We start from the raw sequence: 16,950 nt of genomic DNA on the forward strand, positions 1-16,950 counted from the left end.
TTTTATGTATTTGTACATGGAGAAAATAAATTGAAACAGAGCGCACTTTTCATCGCATTACTTCCCTTGTTAATTACCCCTGCCGTTTATGCCGATACTGCCCAAACCAGCGTGCTGGATAATCGCGCGGCAAAAGGGGATATCACCCAGCCTGGCGGCGCACGCCGTTTATCAGAAGATCAAACTGCCGCTATTCGCGCTTCGCTGAATGATAAGCCGGCGAAAAATATTATTCTGCTTATTGGCGATGGAATGGGGGATTCCGAAATCACGGCGGCGCGAAATTATGCCGAGGGTGCGGGCGGCTTTTTTAAAGGCATCGACGCATTACCGCTGACCGGACAATATACCCATTACGCGCTGGATAAAAAAACCGGTAAACCGGATTACGTCACGGACTCCGCTGCCTCTGCTACGGCGTGGTCCACCGGCGTGAAAACCTATAATGGCGCGCTGGGTGTGGATATTCACGAAAAAGATCATCAAACCCTTCTGGAGATGGCAAAAGCGGCGGGCCTGGCGACCGGCAACGTCTCCACCGCTGAACTTCAGGATGCAACGCCCGCGGCGCTGGTGGCGCACGTGACCTCGCGTAAATGCTACGGTCCGTCAGTGACCAGCGAAAAATGCCCGACGAACGCGCTGGAAAAAGGCGGCAAAGGCTCGATTACGGAACAGCTGCTGAACGCGCGTCCTGACGTGACCCTCGGCGGCGGCGCGAAAACCTTCGCAGAAACCGCGACGGCGGGCGAGTGGCAGGGCAAAACGCTGCGCGAGCAGGCGCAGGCCCGCGGCTATCAGCTGGTGAGTGATGCAAATTCGCTGGCAGCCATCACCGAGGCGAACCAGGACAAGCCGCTGCTGGGGCTATTCTCTGACGGCAACATGCCCGTGCGCTGGGAAGGACCAAAAGCCTCTTATCACGGCAATATCGATAAACCTGCCGTAACCTGTACGCCTAACCCGAAACGCACTGACAGCGTACCGACGCTGGCGGCGATGACCGATAAAGCCATCTCTCTGCTGAGCAAGAGCGAAAAAGGGTTCTTCCTGCAGGTTGAGGGCGCGTCGATCGATAAGCAGGATCATGCGGCGAATCCGTGCGGCCAGATTGGCGAAACCGTCGATCTGGACGAAGCGGTGCAGAAGGCGCTTGAGTTCGCGAAAAAAGACGGCAACACCCTGGTGATCGTCACCGCGGACCATGCGCACGCCAGCCAGATCGTTCCGGCAGATACCAAAGCCCCGGGCCTGACGCAGGCGCTGAATACCAAAGATGGCTCCGTTATGGTGTTGAGCTACGGCAACTCTGAGGAAGAGTCCATGGAGCACACGGGCACCCAGCTGCGCATTGCAGCCTACGGCCCGCACGCGGCAAACGTGGTAGGCCTGACCGATCAAACGGATCTGTTCTACACCATGAAGGCGGCGCTGGGTCTTAAATGATAAAATCCCTGCTGAAATCACATCTGTCGGCTGGTTTTTTTCCTGTCACGAACCAGACTTACAGGGAATGTTCACAAAAGGATGGTGCAATGAAAACAACATTACTGGTTACTCTGCTCTCCGGCCTGTTCCTGGTCGCATCGGCGAACGCGGAAGAGAAGACGCTAACGCCGCAACAACAGCGTATGACCACCTGTAATCAACAGGCGACGTCGCAGAGTCTGAAGGGAGATGCTCGCAAGACTTACATGAGCGACTGCCTTAAAAATGGCGCCGCGAAGCCGGCTGAAAAAAGCCTGACGCCGCAGCAGCAAAAAATGCGCGAGTGTAATGCGAAAGCGACCGAGCAGTCCCTGAAAGGGGACGACCGCAGCAAGTTCATGAGCGCGTGCCTGAAGAAAAAAGTGTAGTCCAAACGGGTGAGCGGCTCCGGCGGCTCACCCGAAATTTCATACTTTCCCCGCAGACCCCCTCTCTATAATTTGGGAAAATGTTTCAGAATATTCCCAAAAATGATGAATGATGAAACGTATTACAACAAAAAGCGCATTCGGGAAGAGTGGAATTTAACCCTTTCTCAGGATGACCCTCACCGCGCCGGCATTCAGTTTGCCCGGCGAGTTCGGCTGGCGCGTGCCGTCGGGCTGGCGGCGATGTTTTTCCCCGTTGCGGGGATGCTGGTCACCCATTTTTTACCCGGTGGCTGGTGGCTTTTACTGGTGGGATGGTCGTTCGTCTGGCCCCATTTTGCCTGGCAGCTGTCCTGCCGCGCCGCTTCACCCCATCAGCAGGAAATTTTCAATCTTAAAATCGATGCCATTATCGCCGGGCTCTGGATCGGCGTGATGGGGATGAATGCGTTACCTACCGCAGCGCTGGTGATGATGGTGGGGATGAATATGATGGGTTCCGGGGGCTGTCGTCTGTTTATCCCGGGGATGGCGTTGACCCTGCTCTCCGCGCTGGTGACCCTGCCACTCGTCGGGAAGGTGGCCGTCTTCAACCCCGACCTCGTGGAGTGGGGCTTAACGCTGCCCGTACTCGTGCTGTATCCCATGCTGTTTGCCTGGCTCAGTCACCGAACCGCCGTCAGGCTTGCGGAACATAAGCAGCGGCTGGAAATGATGAGCACCCGCGACGGGATGACCGGGGTCTTTAACCGTCGGCACTGGGAAATGCTGCTGCGAATTGAATTTGAGCATTGTCGGCGCGACCACAGCACCGCCACGATATTGCTGATTGATATCGACCACTTTAAAAACATCAACGACACCTGGGGGCACGACGTGGGCGACGAGGCGATCATTGCCATTACGCGTCAGCTCCAGCGGTCGGTACGGTCAGGCGATGCGATCGGCCGGTTTGGCGGGGATGAGTTTGCGGTGATCATGTCGCAGACCGCGGCGGAAAGCGCCATCGCCGTGATGTCGCGACTGCATGAGCGGCTGGAAAAACTGACGTTACCGTGCGCGCCAAAAGAAGCGCTGCGCATCAGCGTAGGCGTTGCCCCCTGGGGGCCGCAGTTTGGACATTATCGGGAGTGGCTAAAGGCGGCCGACGTGGCGCTGTACAGGGCGAAAAATGCCGGGCGCGGCCGCACCGAAGTGGCCGCCTGACGCCCGGTCAGAAATCAGGATTTACTCAGCTTCTCTGATTTTTCCATGCATTTTGCCATCGCTTCAATGACGGCCGAGCGGAATCCGCGCTCTTCCAGCACCCGCACCGCTTCGATGGTGGTACCGCCCGGGGAGCAGACCATATCTTTCAGTTCACCCGGGTGTTTGCCGGTTTCCAGCACCATTTTTGCGGAGCCCATGACGGCCTGCGCGGCGAACTTATACGCCTGCGCGCGCGGCATTCCGCCAAGCACGGCGGCGTCGGCCATCGCTTCTAAAAACATGAACACATAGGCAGGGGCTGAGCCACTCACGCCGACCACCGGATGGATCATCGATTCGGCAATCACTTCTGCCTCACCGAAGCAGCGGAAAATATTCAGCACGTCGGCCACTTCTTCTGTGGTCACCAGCGCGTTAGGCGTGACGGAGGTCATGCCGGCATTGACCAGCGAGGGGGTGTTGGGCATCGCGCGGACGATTTTACGATCGTGACCCAGCGCGCGCGCCAGCTGATCGAGCGTGACGCCTGCGGCAATCGACACGACCAGCGTCTCTTTATTCAGGCTGGAGGTGATATCGCTCAGCACTTTGATCATGATGTTCGGCTTGACGGCGCCAAAGACGATATCGGCGACCTGGGCGACTTCCTGCGCGCTTTCGGCGGCGTTGATCCCGTATTGATCGCGCAACTCGGCGACTTTGTCCGGTGACGGGGTATAGACCCAAATCTGACCCGGCAGCACCTGCCCGCTGGCGATCAGACCGCCCAGGATGGCTTTGCCCATGTTACCGCAGCCGATAAACCCGATTTTCTTGTCCATCACGATTCTCCGTCATTATGCGTTGTTTTCTCTGATTGATAGCTTAACAACGAAATGCAGGCGACAATAGTCGGCAGAGTCATTATGGGGAGACAATATGGCGATTTGGGTTGATGCGGACGCGTGTCCGAACGTGATTAAAGAGATTTTATTTCGCGCCGCCGAGCGCGTTCAGATGCCGCTGACGCTGGTGGCTAACCAGAATATTCGCGTACCGCCTTCGCGGTTCATCCGCTCCTTGCGCGTGCCGGCCGGGTTCGACGTGGCGGATAACGAAATTGTTCGCCTGTGCAGCGCGGAGGATCTGGTGATCACGGCGGATATTCCGCTGGCTGCCGAAGTGCTGGAGAAAGGGGCGGCGGCGCTCAATCCGCGCGGGGAGCGTTACTCGCCTTCGACCATTCGGGAAAAGCTTACCATGCGCGATTTTATGGATACGATGCGGGCCAGCGGCGTGCAGACCGGTGGACCGGACAGCCTGTCCCAGCGCGATCGCCAGCAGTTCGCTGCCGAGCTGGATAAATGGCTGCTGGAAGTGAAGCGCCGCACAGCGTAATGATAATTATTGTCAATTTGTGGTACAGTGTGGCCTCCACAGGGTTGTCATCCCGTACCGCTTTGCAGTAAAGTAATCGCAACATCTTCTGCAATAATTTCTTTACAGTCTTCAGCCATTCGGCATCAAGGGGAACACCTGGCATGACCCAACCCATCTTTTTAGTTGGCCCCCGCGGCTGTGGGAAAACCACCGTTGGCCTGGAGCTGGCACGCGTGTGTCATCGCCAGTTTGTTGATACCGACCACTGGCTGCAAACCGAGGCCGGAAAAAACATCGCCGAGATTGTTGAGCAAGAGGGATGGGAGAGCTTTCGCGCGCGCGAAACCGCCGCGCTGAAAGCGGTTACCACCCCGTCTGCCGTGATCGCCACTGGCGGTGGCATTGTTCTGGCGGAGTGTAATCGTCACTTTATGCGCGAAAAGGGGATTGTGATTTATCTCAGCGCGCCGGTGTCGGCTCTGGTAGGGCGGCTGGAAGCCTTTCCGGAAGAGGGGCAACGCCCTGCGCTGACCTCCAGGCCGCTCAACGAAGAGGTGAGCGAAGTGCTGGCCGAACGCGATGCGCTATACCGCGAAGCGGCTCACCACGTGGTGGATGCGTCAGCCTCTCCCGAAGACGTTGTGATTCAGATTATTACCGCCCTGCGTTTGGCTTGTGCCAGCTAACCGGCGTCTATACTTATAGCTCAGACATAAAAAAAGGATGAGCTATGCCAACCAGACCTCCCTATCCGCGTGAAGCACGTATTGTTACCGTTGAAAAAGGCCAGACGGGTCATACCGTGACCTGGTATCAACTGCGTGCCGATCACCCCAAGCCGGACTCGCTGATCAGTGAACACGAGACTGAACAGGAAGCGCTGGACGCGAAACGGCGCTATGAAGATCCCGATAAAACCTGACCCTTTTCCTAAACGTTCCAGTATCGTGCCTGAATCACACTTTTTACCCATCGGGAAAGTTAAGCAGGAGTTAATATTTAGTTATTACAAGTAACTCCGGTATCTGCAGGCGATCTTTACATTTCGATGTCGGGATCACCTGCTACGCTTGGTGCTGTTTTGTTGAAAAAATGAACTGTGCAGCGTAGTGAGCCTGTACCTGTGTGCACGATGTTGGAGTAATGGAAGGCGATCAAGATGAAGGCAACGTTGGCGATCCTCACCATTGGTGTGGTCCCTGTAAGCGAAGTGTTACCGCTCTTAACCGAGCATGTATCTGAACAACAGATAACGCATCTTAGCCTGCTGGGGAAGATGAGTCGGGAAGAGGTCATGGAAGACTACGCTGTCGAGGCGGGGGAGGATCCCCTGGCGACGTTATTAAGCGACGGTAAACTGGCGCACGTTTCGCGTCAGAAAATCGAGCGCTCGCTGCAGGGCGTAATAGAAGTGCTCGATAATCAAGGTTATGACGTTATTTTGCTGATGAGTACCGCGCCCATTAAGGGCCTCACGGCGCGTAATGCGATTTTGCTGGAGCCGATGCGGATCATTCCACCGCTGGTGGCCTCCATCGTGGATGGTCATCAGGTGGGGGTGATTGTGCCCATTGAGGAGCTCATGGATAACCAGGAAGCAAAATGGCACGTGCTGGAAAAAGTGCCCTTGTATGCGCTGGCAAATCCGTTCTGGGACAGTGAGGCAAAACTTATTGCTGCCGGGAAGGAACTGCTTGAGAGAGGAGCAGATGTCTTGATTCTGGACTGCCTCGGTTTCCATCAGCACCATCGTGATCTGCTGCAAAAAGCGCTGGATGTGCCCGTGCTGTTATCCAACGTTCTGATGGCTCGCCTGGCCTCGGAACTTCTCATGTAATGATTTTGCGTGACAGGTGATGAGCATGGCCCCTATAGTGAATTTTTATCTATAAATATAAGGGCCAGTTCATGCTTCAAAGTAACGAATACTTTTCCGGTAAAGTGAAATCCATTGGTTTTACCAGCAGCAGCACTGGCCGCGCCAGTGTCGGCGTTATGGCGGAAGGGGAATACACCTTTGGCACGGCGGAAGCTGAAGAAATGACGGTCGTCAGCGGGGCGCTGAACGTCTTACTGCCGGGTGAAACGGAATGGAAAGTTTACGCTGCCGGGCAAGTTTTCAACGTCCCTGGCCACAGCGAGTTTCATTTGCAGGTCGCTGAACCTACCTCTTATCTGTGCCGCTACCTGAAATAAAAAATAAGCCGGGTGGCGCGAACGCTTACCCGGCCTGCGTTTTGCCTGTTATCTCTGCGCTTCGCCGCCGAGACCTTCCACCAGATTCTGAATCAACGCGGCCAACTCGCCGGTCATCAGGATGAAGTCCTCGTCAAAGCGCTGGGCGTAATCTTCCCTGTCGATATCTTCGTTCTGATCGCGCAGCTCGTCGCAGAACTTCAGACGCTTCACGGAGCCGTCGTCGCACATCACGAACTGAATGCGCTGCTGCCAGTCGAGCGCCAGTTTAGTGACCACTTTACCCGCTTCGATGTGTACGGCGATCTCGTCGCTCACCAGATCCTGCTTCTTCGCGCGGATCACGCCGCCATCTTCCAGCAGGGCTTTCAGCTCGGCTTCATCAAGGATCTGGAAACCCTGAGCCGCAGCGCCGCTGCGTACCCATTCGGTCAGGGTCAGCTCAATCGGCGTTTCAAGCGCCAGCGGAACGACCGGTAAAGAGCCGATGCTTTTACGCAGCAGGGCCAGCGTATCTTCGGCTTTTTTGGCGCTGGCGCAGTCCACCATGATCAGCCCGTTGACGGTGTCGATCCACATCATGGTCTGGCTGAAGCGGCTGAAGGCGCGGGGCAGCAGGGAGTGCAGCACTTCGTCTTTCAGCGAATCTTTTTCGGTTTTTTTCAGCTTGCGGCCCTGTTCGGTTTCCAGCTTGAAAATTTTTGCTTCAAGCGCCTGCTTAACCACCGGCGTGGGCAGAATTTTCTCTTCTTTGCGGGCGCAGACGATGATTTGACCCGTGCTGCTGGCGTGGGTCAGTGCATCGCTTTGTGAGCCCATTGGCGGAACCCAGCCGGTTTTCGCCATATCCTGGCTACCGCAAGGGGAAAAGCTATAAGCGGCTAACTGTTTTTCCATCTCTTCTGCGCGCAGCGAAACGTCGCGGCTGAGACGGTAAACCATCAAATTTTTGAACCACAGCATGATAATTTCCACGGCCTTGTCGTTAAATCAGCGGGCATGATAACGAATTGTCGCATCGCTTGCATTGCTAATCGGGAAGCGTGCTTCTACTCTGTTGATAATCAAAATAATGAGGAGAGTCTTGTGCGTATTGGGATCGATTTGGGCGGCACCAAAACAGAAGTCATCGCACTGAGCGAGCAGGGGGAGCAGCTGTTCCGCCACCGTTTGCCGACACCGCGCGATGATTATCACCAGACTATCGAGACGATTGCCAGCCTGGTTGAGATGGCAGAGCAGGCGACAGGCCAAACCGGCAGCGTCGGGATGGGGATCCCGGGGTCGATCTCGCCGTATACCGGGGTGGTTAAAAATGCCAACTCCACCTGGCTCAACGGTCAGCCGTTTGACAAAGATTTGAGCCAACGTCTGAACCGGGAAGTGCGTCTGGCCAACGACGCCAACTGTCTGGCGGTCTCTGAGGCCATCGACGGCGCGGCGGCCGGTGCTCAGACCGTATTTGCAGTGATCATTGGTACCGGCTGCGGCGCGGGCGTGGCGTTCGGCGGGCGCGCCCATATTGGCGGCAACGGCACCGCGGGCGAGTGGGGACACAACCCGCTGCCGTGGATGGATGAAGACGAGCTTAAATACCGCGCTGAAGTGCCGTGCTACTGCGGAAAGCAGGGCTGTATTGAGACGTTTATCTCCGGCACCGGTTTTGCGACCGACTACCACCGTCTGAGCGGCCATCCGCTAAAGGGCAACGAAATCATGCGTCTGGTCGAAGAACAGGATCCGGTCGCCGAGCTGGCCCTTAGCCGCTACGAAATGCGGCTGGCGAAATCCCTGGCGCACGTGGTGAATATTCTTGACCCGGACGTGATTGTGCTCGGCGGCGGCATGAGCAACGTTGATCGACTGTACGCCACGGTACCGAACCTGGTGAAACAGTGGGTCTTCGGCGGCGAGTGTGAAACCCCGATCCGTAAAGCCGTCCACGGCGACTCCAGCGGCGTGCGAGGCGCGGCGTGGTTATGGCCGGAATAAACGCAGGTTGTGTTAGTACCCTCTCCCTGTGGGAGAGGGCCAGGGTGCGGGCACCAGACCGCACCCTCCCCCCATTTATTCCACCGCAAACACCCTATCCAGCCTGCTATACCCCAGCCCGTTGATTTTCTTCACCTTAATCTGCACCGGAATGCGCTCTTTCATCGCCTCAACGTGGCTGATCACCCCGATGGTTTTTCCGGTGGCGTTCAGCGCGTCGAGCGCATCCAGCGCGGTATCCAGCGTTTCACTGTCGAGTGTGCCGAACCCCTCATCCAGGAACAGGGAATCAATTCGCGTTTTATGGCTCACCAGATCGGACAGCGCTAACGCCAGCGCCAGGCTGACCAGGAAGCTTTCGCCGCCGGAGAGCGTACGCGTATCGCGCACCGCATCGGCCTGCCAGGTGTCGACCACTTCCAGCTCCAGCGCGTCGCTGGCCTTGCGCTGCAGCAGGTAACGCCCGTGCAGACGGTTAAGCTGCTGGTTAGCAAGCCAGACGAGATTGTCCAGCGTCAGCCCCTGCGCGAATTTACGGAACTTGTCGCCGGTGCTGGAGCCGATCAGCGCGTTCAGATAACCCCAGTCGTCCGCCTCGCGCGCGGCCTCTTCAATTTGCTGCATCAACGCCAGCTGGTGCTGACGGTTATCGCTGTCCTGCTTAAGCTGCTGGCGGATCTCGCCCTGATGCGTGGTGTTCTCGCGAAGCCGTTGCGCCAGCTGCTGCAGCTGGCTTTGCAGAGTTGACGCATCCGCGTCAAGTTCTTCCGGGCGCAGCGCAAGGTGCGCCTGCAGCTGCTGATTAGCCAGGCCGGAAAGGGCTGCGGCCTGCTGTATCTGGTTTTCCAGCGACTGTTTCAGCTGCTGGAGGTGACTGATAGCGTCGTCGTCCAGCAGGGCCGCAAGGAACGCCTCCCGATCGGCAAAACAGCTCGCTGCCAGCGCCGCGGTGAACTGCGTCTGCGACTGCTGCAGGCGCTCGCGCTCCAGCGCTTCCTGCTGCTGCTGCGCGCTGAGCTGGCTTTGTAGCGACACGCATTCATCGTGAACGTCGCGCCAGCCGTCAGGAATGGCCGGTTCGGCCTCTTCGCCGTTCGTTTCCGGAAGCGTGTCGAGCAGCGGCTTCAATGCGTTTATGCGTTCCAGAAGCACGCCGTGCTGCGTTTGTTTCTCCTGCCACTGCGCAAATTCCGCTTCGCGGGCGTGCAGCCAGGTGGCTTCATTACCGTCTTCAGGTACGTTAAGCGATAGCGAGAGCAGGGTGTGTTCCAGCGCCTGGCGCGCGGCCGTCAGCTGCTGCTGATGCTGTCGCTCCTGCACTTCCTGCTCGTTCAACTGGTTTTGCAGGGTCAGACGCTGGCTGAGCTGATAAAGCTGGCGCTCGTACTGTTCCTGCTCGTTCATCCATGGCGTGATATCTTCCTGAATATTCAACGTGATGTTCAGGGACGCGCAGGCCTCCATCCACTCTTTAGTGAGTGCTTGCTCTTCCTGAGAGAGCGTCTGCGCTTCGTCACTCTCGCGCTGGATCTGCTGAGTCAGGGCATTAACCTGCCCCAGCACCAGCAGCCCTTCCTCTTTAAGCGCGGCGACCTCTTTTTCCAGGAGATCGCGGCGGCGCTGGTTATCCGTCAGCTCAAGCAACTGGTATTGCTCAACGGCGGGATGCTCGCTGGAGCCGCACAGCGGACAGGGTTTGCCTGCCTCAAGCCGGGAACGATAGCTTTCCAGGTCTTTAATCGTCGCTTCGCGTTCACAGAGGGCTTTAAGATCCAGAAAGTGCTGGTGTTTCTCTTTGTACTGCTGGCGACGCAGCGTCAGCGTTTCATTGAGTTTGTTTTGATCGGCCTGGGCCTTCTGCACGCTTTCACCGCTCTGGCGCAGGCGTTTTTGCAGCGGCTGATAGCGGGCATGGAGCGACGTTAGCCGCTGGCGCAGCGTGCGTGACCGTGACTGCTGCTCCATGGCCGCGCTGACCTCATCCGCCGTCAGCGTCAGCGCATTTTCCGGCATCTCAGCCAGCCTGTTGCGTAGTTCACCCATCCGCGTAGCAAGGGAGGCTAACTGCGTTTTATCGCGGTTAAGCTGTGAGAACTGGGCACGCCAGCCGGCAATCTCCTGCCCCAGCAGGCGATAGCGCTCGTGCTCCGCCAGCCACCGCGCCAGCGCCGTCAGTTCGGTCTGAAGCTGCTCATGATTCCGCTGGGCGGTATGACGGATCCGCGCGCGCAGCGCGGTTTTGGCTTGTAAGCGAGTATTTACTTCGATAATTCGCTGCTGGGTTTGCGTCAGACGCGCGGTTTGCTCCTGCAGGTGCGCCCACAGCGGTCGAAGCTGGGCGGCAGGCAGAGCATGCTGGAGCTTTGCCAGCTCTGGCGCAGCGTTCGTCAGCGCCTGTTGCGCCTGCTGCTGCATTGCGGTGACGCGCTGTTGCTCAAGCACGAGCTCGTCATGGCGCGTAAGCCACTGAAAATCTTTCTGCTGGCTTTGCTGCTGAACCAGCAGAATTTTCTCTTCGTCAGTAAGTGCCTGCAAACTTTGCTGCAACTGCTGCTGTTGCTCTTCGCTCAACAGCACGACGCCCGCCGCCTGCGCCTCGCATTTTTCAAGCACGCTGCGGGCGGCTTTGTGTTTCTCAAACACCATGGCGGAAATCTGGCCGTAGATCTCGGTGCCGGTCAGCTCTTCCAGCAGCTCGGCCCGATCGCTCGGTTTGGCATTAAGGAAGGCGGCAAACTGCCCCTGCGAGAGCAGCATGGAGCGGGTAAAGCGGCCATAGTCCAGCCCGGTGAGCGCTGCGGTTTGCTCCAGTTTATCCGTCACCTTGTCGGCCAGGATTTTGCCATCTTCACAGCGCGCCAGCTCCACGCGCGGCGCCTGCAGGTTGCCATCCGGCTGGTTGCGCGCGCGGTTCTGGCTCCAGAATGCGCGATAGGCGGTGCCTTTTACCTCGAACTCCACTTCCGCCAGGCACTCGGCGGTGTCGCGCGTCATCAGGTCGTTTTGCGCCTGGGAGACCTTCTGCAGTCGCGGCGTTTCGTGATAAAGCGCCAGACAGATAGCGTCAAGCAGGGTGGTTTTACCTGCCCCGGTCGCGCCGGTGATGGCAAACAGACCGTTGCTGGCAAACGGCTCTGCGGTAAAGTCAATTTTCCACTCGCCCTTGAGCGAGTTGAGGTTTTTCAGGCGCAGGCTCAAAATTTTCATGCGTTTTCTTCCTCATCATTGAGCGCATGCAGGGTATGGCTGAACAGTTCGCTGAGTCTTGCGCGCTTCGCATCGTCAATTTCCTCCTGCGAGAGCCTGCGTTCAAACACCTCTTCAACCCGCAGCTCACTGAGCGTTTCGCGTTGAGCGCTTAACAGAATTTTCTCGCGCTGCTCGCGGCTGCGGCGTACCAGTAAGACTTCGACGGGCAAATCTTCCGTCAACGCCTGAATTTTACGCTGCATATCGTGCAGGTAGTCATCGGTGGTGATTTCGATATCCAGCCAGATGGGGGGATCTTGCTCGACGCCGCGCCACTGCTCCAACTGGGCGGTGATGGCGTCGAGATCGCCTTTCAGCACCGCCAGCGGCTGGGTGACGGGCACCTCCAGCGTCTCGACGGCGCGGAGTTTGCCCTCGGAGAAGCTCACCAGATGGACGGATTTGGCTTTGCCCGTTTCGTCAAAGCTGAGCGAAAGGGGTGAGCCGCAGTAGCGGATATGCTCGCTGCCGCCGACGATCTGCGCCCGGTGTATGTGTCCGAGCGCAATGTAGTCGGCTGGCGGGAAGTTCTGCGCCGGAAAGGCGTCCAGCGTGCCGATATAGATGTCGCGTACGGCGTCACTTTTACTGGCCCCGACGGTGGTGAGATGCCCGGTCGCAATCACCGGAATCGGCTGGTCGCCGCGCAGGGCGCAGGCATCGGCGTGCTGCTGGTGATAATAGTCGGTGATGGCCTGTAATAGATGCTGCTGCTTTTCCGCACCCGACAGCCCCGCCTGGCTTTGCACGATGTCGCGCGGCCGTAAAAAGGGAATGGGGCACAGCACCGCCCCCGGCGTGCCGTCGCGTTTTTTCAGGATCTGCGGGGCGTGCCCGGCGCTGGCGACGACGGTGGTATTGAGAAATGCCAGGATGTCGCGGGATTCATTGAGCGTCGCGACGGAATCATGGTTGCCGGCGACAATCACCAGATGACAGCCGGTTTGCTGCAAATTCACTACGAAGCGGTTGTACAGTTCACGCGCATAGCTGGGGGGCGAGCCGGTATCAAAGATGTCACCCGCCACCATAATCGCGTCCACCTCGTGCGTCCGGGCCGTTTCCAGCAGCCAGTTCAGGAAGGCTTCATGTTCAGCCGCACGGCTTTTGCTGTAAAAATTTTGACCCAGATGCCAGTCCGAGGTGTGAAGTATGCGCATAGCAGATCCGTGGCAAAAAAGAGAAAGCAGGATTATAAACGTTCAGAGACGGGAAAATAACCGCTGTAATAAAACAACGGTTTGCCCCTTATCGTGGTACTGTTTTTCATAAATCTGTCATAAATCTGACGCATAATGGCGCCGAATTACAAACTTGTAACTTAAATAAGATAAGACAGGGCAAAGTATGGCGAGACGTATTCTGGTCGTAGAAGATGAAGCTCCAATTCGTGAAATGGTGTGCTTCGTGCTCGAGCAAAACGGCTTCCAGCCGGTTGAAGCGGAAGATTATGACAGCGCAGTGAACCAGCTGAATGAACCCTGGCCCGATCTGATTCTGCTGGACTGGATGTTGCCCGGCGGCTCCGGACTGCAGTTTATCAAACACCTGAAGCGTGAAGCGCTGACCCGCGACATTCCGGTTGTGATGCTCACGGCGCGCGGAGAAGAAGAGGATCGCGTTCGCGGTCTGGAGACCGGCGCGGACGATTACATTACTAAACCGTTCTCCCCAAAAGAGCTGGTTGCCCGCATTAAAGCCGTGATGCGCCGAATTTCGCCGATGGCGGTGGAAGAGGTGATAGAGATGCAGGGGCTGAGCCTTGACCCCACCTCACACCGCGTGATGACCGGTGAAAATCCCCTCGACATGGGGCCTACCGAATTTAAACTCCTGCACTTCTTTATGACCCACCCGGAACGCGTGTACAGCCGCGAGCAGTTGCTGAATAACGTCTGGGGAACTAACGTGTATGTCGAAGACCGGACGGTTGACGTACATATTCGCCGCCTGCGAAAAGCACTGGAACTGAGCGGCCACGATCGCATGGTGCAGACGGTCCGCGGCACGGGTTATCGTTTTTCTACCCGTTTCTGAACAATGACAGGAGTGTGACGCGTGCTGGAACGTCTGTCATGGAAAAGGCTCGTCTTTGAACTGATCTTATGCTGTATTCCGGCCTTCCTTCTGGGGGCCTTTCTTGGACACCTGCCGTGGTTTCTGCTGGCGTCGGTCACCGGGCTGCTGATCTGGCATTTCTGGAACCTGCTGCGCCTCTCCTGGTGGCTGTGGGTTGACCGAAGTATGACGCCGCCGCCGGGAAGCGGCAGCTGGGAGCCGCTGCTGTACGGTCTGCATCAGATGCAGATGCGTAATAAAAAGCGTCGCCGCGAGCTGGGAAGCCTGATTAAGCGTTTTCGCAGCGGTGCAGAGTCGCTGCCGGATGCCGTTATTCTGACGACCGAAGAAGGGACGATCTTCTGGTGTAACGGCCTTGCGCAACAGCTGCTGGGCCTGCGCTGGCCCGACGACAATGGTCAGAATATCCTCAACCTTCTGCGCTATCCCGAGTTCACGCTGTATCTGAAAAAGCGTGATTTTACCCGCCCGCACAATCTGAAGCTCAATAATGGTCGCCATCTGGAAATCCGCGTGATGCCCTACAGCGATAAGCAGTGGCTGATGGTGGCGCGCGATGTCACCCAGATGCACCAGCTGGAAGGGGCGCGTCGTAACTTCTTCGCCAACGTCAGTCACGAACTGCGTACCCCGCTGACCGTGCTTCAGGGCTACCTGGAGATGATGCAGGAGCAAACGCTTGAAGGCGCGCCGCGTGAAAAAGCGCTGCACACCATGCGCGAGCAAACGCACCGGATGGAAGGGCTGGTGAAGCAGCTGCTGACGCTCTCGAAGATTGAAGCGGCGCCGACGCTCGCGCTAAATGACACCATTGATGTGCCGATGATGCTGCGGGTCGTTGAGCGTGAAGCGCAGACGCTAAGCCACAAAAAGCATCACCTGATCTTTGAGGTCGACAATACGCTGAAGGTGCTGGGCAGCGAAGATGAATTGCGCAGCGCCATTTCCAACCTGGTGTATAACGCGGTGAATCATACGCCGGAGGGGACGAATATCGTGGTGCGTTGGCGGCATACCCAAACGGGGGCTGAGTTTAGCGTGGAGGACAACGGGCCGGGGATTGCGCCTGAGCATATTCCGCGTCTGACCGAGCGCTTTTACCGTGTGGATAAAGCGCGATCCCGGCAGACAGGCGGAAGCGGCCTGGGGCTGGCAATTGTGAAACACGCGGTGAATCACCATGAAAGCCGTCTCGATATTCAGAGTACGCTGGGTAAAGGAACCCGCTTCAGTTTCGTTATTCCGGAACGATTAATTGCCAAAAAGATCGCCTGACGGCAGGCGTGTCATTTTACCTTTCCACGGGTCAGCGTCTGCTGGCCCGTTTGCTTTGCAGTCAAGCGAAACGCGGATGAATTTTATACGGCTGACTGTTTTTTGTTCGCATGATTAGCCATGGGTTTTTCTTATAAATAGCGTATTGTTCTGACGTGTATTTTCATGCTGGCATATTGTTCTGGTTTTACGATCCCACCTTGCCTTTAAACGTTATAAGCGTTTAAATTGCGCCCCAGATACTGTCAGACCGACTGTATTTGCGTGGTAAATCGAAAAACTATTCTTCTCCACGCCAGGACGGGAGCATTTCCCGCTGAAATTGAGCAAATTTTCGGCTGTATCATCCCGTCAGGGATATCGAAAATCTCAATGTTTTCAACACCACATCCACAGGCAGTAAGGTTTTATGACCCATCACTTAAAATCGCGTGACATCATCGCGCTGGGCTTTATGACATTTGCGCTGTTCGTTGGCGCAGGCAACATCATTTTCCCTCCAATGGTTGGCTTACAGGCGGGTGAACACGTCTGGACCGCCGCGTTTGGTTTCCTGATTACTGCCGTGGGTCTGCCGGTTCTGACCGTCGTCGCGCTGGCGAAAGTCGGCGGCGGTGTGGATAGCCTCAGCACCCCGATTGGCAAAGTTGCGGGCGTTCTGCTGGCAACCGTCTGCTATCTGGCCGTTGGCCCGCTGTTTGCGACCCCGCGTACGGCAACCGTGTCCTTCGAAGTGGGTATTGCTCCCCTGACCGGTGACGGTGCGATGCCGCTGTTTATCTATAGCCTGATCTACTTCGCAATCGTGATTCTGGTTTCCCTCTATCCGGGCAAGCTGCTGGATACCGTGGGTAACTTCCTGGCTCCGCTGAAAATTGTGGCGCTGATTGTTCTGGCGGTAGCCGCGATTGTCTGGCCAGCGGGCCCGATTAGCGACGCGATGGACGCCTATAAAAACGCCGCGTTCTCTAACGGCTTTGTGAACGGCTATCTGACGATGGATACGCTGGGCGCGATGGTGTTTGGTATCGTTATCGTTAACGCCGCGCGTTCCCGCGGTGTGACCGAAGCGCGTCTGCTGACCCGCTATACCATCTGGGCTGGCCTGATGGCCGGTGTGGGGCTGACGCTGCTGTATCTGGCGCTGTTCCGTCTGGGCTCCGACAGCGCCATGCTGGTCGATCAGAACGCCAACGGTGCGGCTATCCTGCACGCTTACGTTCAGCACACCTTCGGCGGTGCGGGCAGTATGCTGCTGGCAGCGCTGATTTTCCTGGCGTGTCTGGTGACGGCGGTTGGCCTGACCTGCGCCTGCGCAGAGTTCTTTGCGCAGTATCTGCCACTCTCTTACCGCACCCTGGTGTTTATCCTCGGCATCTTCTCCATGGCGGTGTCCAACCTCGGTCTGAGCCACCTGATTCAGGTCTCTATTCCGGTGCTGACGGCGATTTACCCGCCGTGTATCGTGCTGGTGGTGCTGAGCTTTACTCGCCCGTGGTGGAACAACTCTTCACGAATTATTGCGCCAGCCATGTTTATCAGCCTGATTTTTGGTATCCTTGACGGGATTAAAGCATCAGCTTTCGCGCACATACTGCCGGCATGGACACAGCGTCTGCCGCTGTCCGAGCAGGGGCTGGCCTGGCTGATGCCTACCGTTGTTGCACTGGTTCTGGCGATTATCTGGGACCGTGCTGCAGGGCGTCAGGTCGCATCGAACGCTCATTAATCAACG

16 protein-coding genes are annotated in these 16,950 nt (G+C 57.1%); 12 read left to right on the top strand and 4 right to left on the bottom strand.

Features of this window, described 5'->3' with window-relative positions; genetic code table 11:
• Nucleotides 1-30 precede the first annotated feature (30 nt).
• From phoA to adrA, 3 genes are all read left to right on the top strand, one after another.
• On the top strand, nucleotides 31-1,446 hold the full coding sequence (phoA, locus tag ACZ6J2_RS12900; RefSeq protein ID WP_471725887.1) for an alkaline phosphatase: 1,416 nt from the start codon (nucleotides 31-33) through the stop codon (nucleotides 1,444-1,446).
• 89 nt (nucleotides 1,447-1,535) lie between these two features.
• On the top strand, nucleotides 1,536-1,856 hold the full coding sequence (gene psiF, locus ACZ6J2_RS12905) for a phosphate starvation-inducible protein PsiF (protein ID WP_023334671.1): 321 nt from the start codon (nucleotides 1,536-1,538) through the stop codon (nucleotides 1,854-1,856).
• Between the two features lie 102 nt (nucleotides 1,857-1,958).
• Nucleotides 1,959-3,062 (top strand): diguanylate cyclase AdrA, encoded by a 1,104-nt coding sequence (adrA, locus tag ACZ6J2_RS12910; RefSeq protein ID WP_471725888.1) that lies wholly within the window; start codon nucleotides 1,959-1,961, stop codon nucleotides 3,060-3,062.
• A 14-nt stretch (nucleotides 3,063-3,076) separates the two neighbouring features.
• Here the strand turns inward: adrA and proC are convergent, their stop codons facing one another.
• Nucleotides 3,077-3,886, bottom strand: a complete 810-nt coding sequence (gene proC, locus ACZ6J2_RS12915; RefSeq protein ID WP_023310536.1) for a pyrroline-5-carboxylate reductase — start codon at nucleotides 3,884-3,886, stop codon at nucleotides 3,077-3,079.
• A 97-nt stretch (nucleotides 3,887-3,983) separates the two neighbouring features.
• Here proC and ACZ6J2_RS12920 point away from each other — a divergent pair, with 97 nt between their 5' ends.
• From ACZ6J2_RS12920 to ppnP, 5 genes are all read left to right on the top strand, one after another.
• On the top strand, nucleotides 3,984-4,442 hold the full coding sequence (locus ACZ6J2_RS12920) for a YaiI/YqxD family protein (protein WP_010428006.1): 459 nt from the start codon (nucleotides 3,984-3,986) through the stop codon (nucleotides 4,440-4,442).
• 143 nt (nucleotides 4,443-4,585) lie between these two features.
• Nucleotides 4,586-5,110, top strand: coding sequence for a shikimate kinase AroL (gene aroL / locus ACZ6J2_RS12925; RefSeq protein WP_471725890.1), 525 nt, complete (start codon nucleotides 4,586-4,588; stop codon nucleotides 5,108-5,110).
• 44 nt (nucleotides 5,111-5,154) lie between these two features.
• Entirely contained in the window at nucleotides 5,155-5,346 is a 192-nt protein-coding gene (yaiA, locus tag ACZ6J2_RS12930) for a protein YaiA (protein ID WP_032638425.1), read from the top strand.
• Between the two features lie 237 nt (nucleotides 5,347-5,583).
• On the top strand, nucleotides 5,584-6,261 hold the full coding sequence (locus tag ACZ6J2_RS12935) for an AroM family protein (protein ID WP_008503271.1): 678 nt from the start codon (nucleotides 5,584-5,586) through the stop codon (nucleotides 6,259-6,261).
• A gap of 71 nt (nucleotides 6,262-6,332) precedes the next feature.
• Nucleotides 6,333-6,620, top strand: coding sequence for a pyrimidine/purine nucleoside phosphorylase (ppnP, locus tag ACZ6J2_RS12940; RefSeq protein WP_008503270.1), 288 nt, complete (start codon nucleotides 6,333-6,335; stop codon nucleotides 6,618-6,620).
• A 48-nt stretch (nucleotides 6,621-6,668) separates the two neighbouring features.
• Here the strand turns inward: ppnP and rdgC are convergent, their stop codons facing one another.
• Complete coding sequence (rdgC, locus tag ACZ6J2_RS12945) at nucleotides 6,669-7,583, bottom strand: recombination-associated protein RdgC (RefSeq protein WP_471725891.1); 915 nt, start codon at nucleotides 7,581-7,583, stop codon at nucleotides 6,669-6,671.
• Between the two features lie 123 nt (nucleotides 7,584-7,706).
• Here rdgC and mak point away from each other — a divergent pair, with 123 nt between their 5' ends.
• On the top strand, nucleotides 7,707-8,612 hold the full coding sequence (gene mak / locus ACZ6J2_RS12950) for a fructokinase (RefSeq protein WP_471725892.1): 906 nt from the start codon (nucleotides 7,707-7,709) through the stop codon (nucleotides 8,610-8,612).
• Between the two features lie 75 nt (nucleotides 8,613-8,687).
• Here the strand turns inward: mak and sbcC are convergent, their stop codons facing one another.
• Nucleotides 8,688-11,819 carry an exonuclease subunit SbcC gene (gene sbcC / locus ACZ6J2_RS12955; protein ID WP_471725893.1) on the bottom strand — a complete coding sequence of 1,044 codons (3,132 nt, stop codon included), beginning with the start codon at nucleotides 11,817-11,819 and terminating at the stop codon, nucleotides 8,688-8,690.
• Nucleotides 11,816-13,021: an exonuclease subunit SbcD gene (gene sbcD / locus ACZ6J2_RS12960; RefSeq protein ID WP_471725894.1), complete on the bottom strand. Its 1,206-nt coding sequence runs from the start codon at nucleotides 13,019-13,021 to the stop codon at nucleotides 11,816-11,818. The genes sbcC and sbcD overlap by 4 nt, the downstream gene beginning before the upstream one ends.
• 187 nt (nucleotides 13,022-13,208) lie before the next feature.
• Between sbcD and phoB the strand changes: the two genes are divergently transcribed.
• From phoB to brnQ, 3 genes are all read left to right on the top strand, one after another.
• Nucleotides 13,209-13,898: a phosphate response regulator transcription factor PhoB gene (gene phoB / locus ACZ6J2_RS12965; RefSeq protein WP_008503265.1), complete on the top strand. Its 690-nt coding sequence runs from the start codon at nucleotides 13,209-13,211 to the stop codon at nucleotides 13,896-13,898.
• Between the two features lie 21 nt (nucleotides 13,899-13,919).
• The gene (gene phoR / locus ACZ6J2_RS12970) at nucleotides 13,920-15,215 is read left to right on the top strand and encodes a phosphate regulon sensor histidine kinase PhoR (RefSeq protein ID WP_262768401.1); all 1,296 of its coding nucleotides are present in this window, start codon (nucleotides 13,920-13,922) and stop codon (nucleotides 15,213-15,215) included.
• 409 nt (nucleotides 15,216-15,624) lie between these two features.
• The gene (gene brnQ / locus ACZ6J2_RS12975) at nucleotides 15,625-16,944 is read left to right on the top strand and encodes a branched-chain amino acid transporter carrier protein BrnQ (protein ID WP_024906795.1); all 1,320 of its coding nucleotides are present in this window, start codon (nucleotides 15,625-15,627) and stop codon (nucleotides 16,942-16,944) included.
• The last annotated feature ends 6 nt before the right edge of the window (nucleotides 16,945-16,950 follow it).

This window comes from Enterobacter sp. E14S (assembly GCF_055666685.1).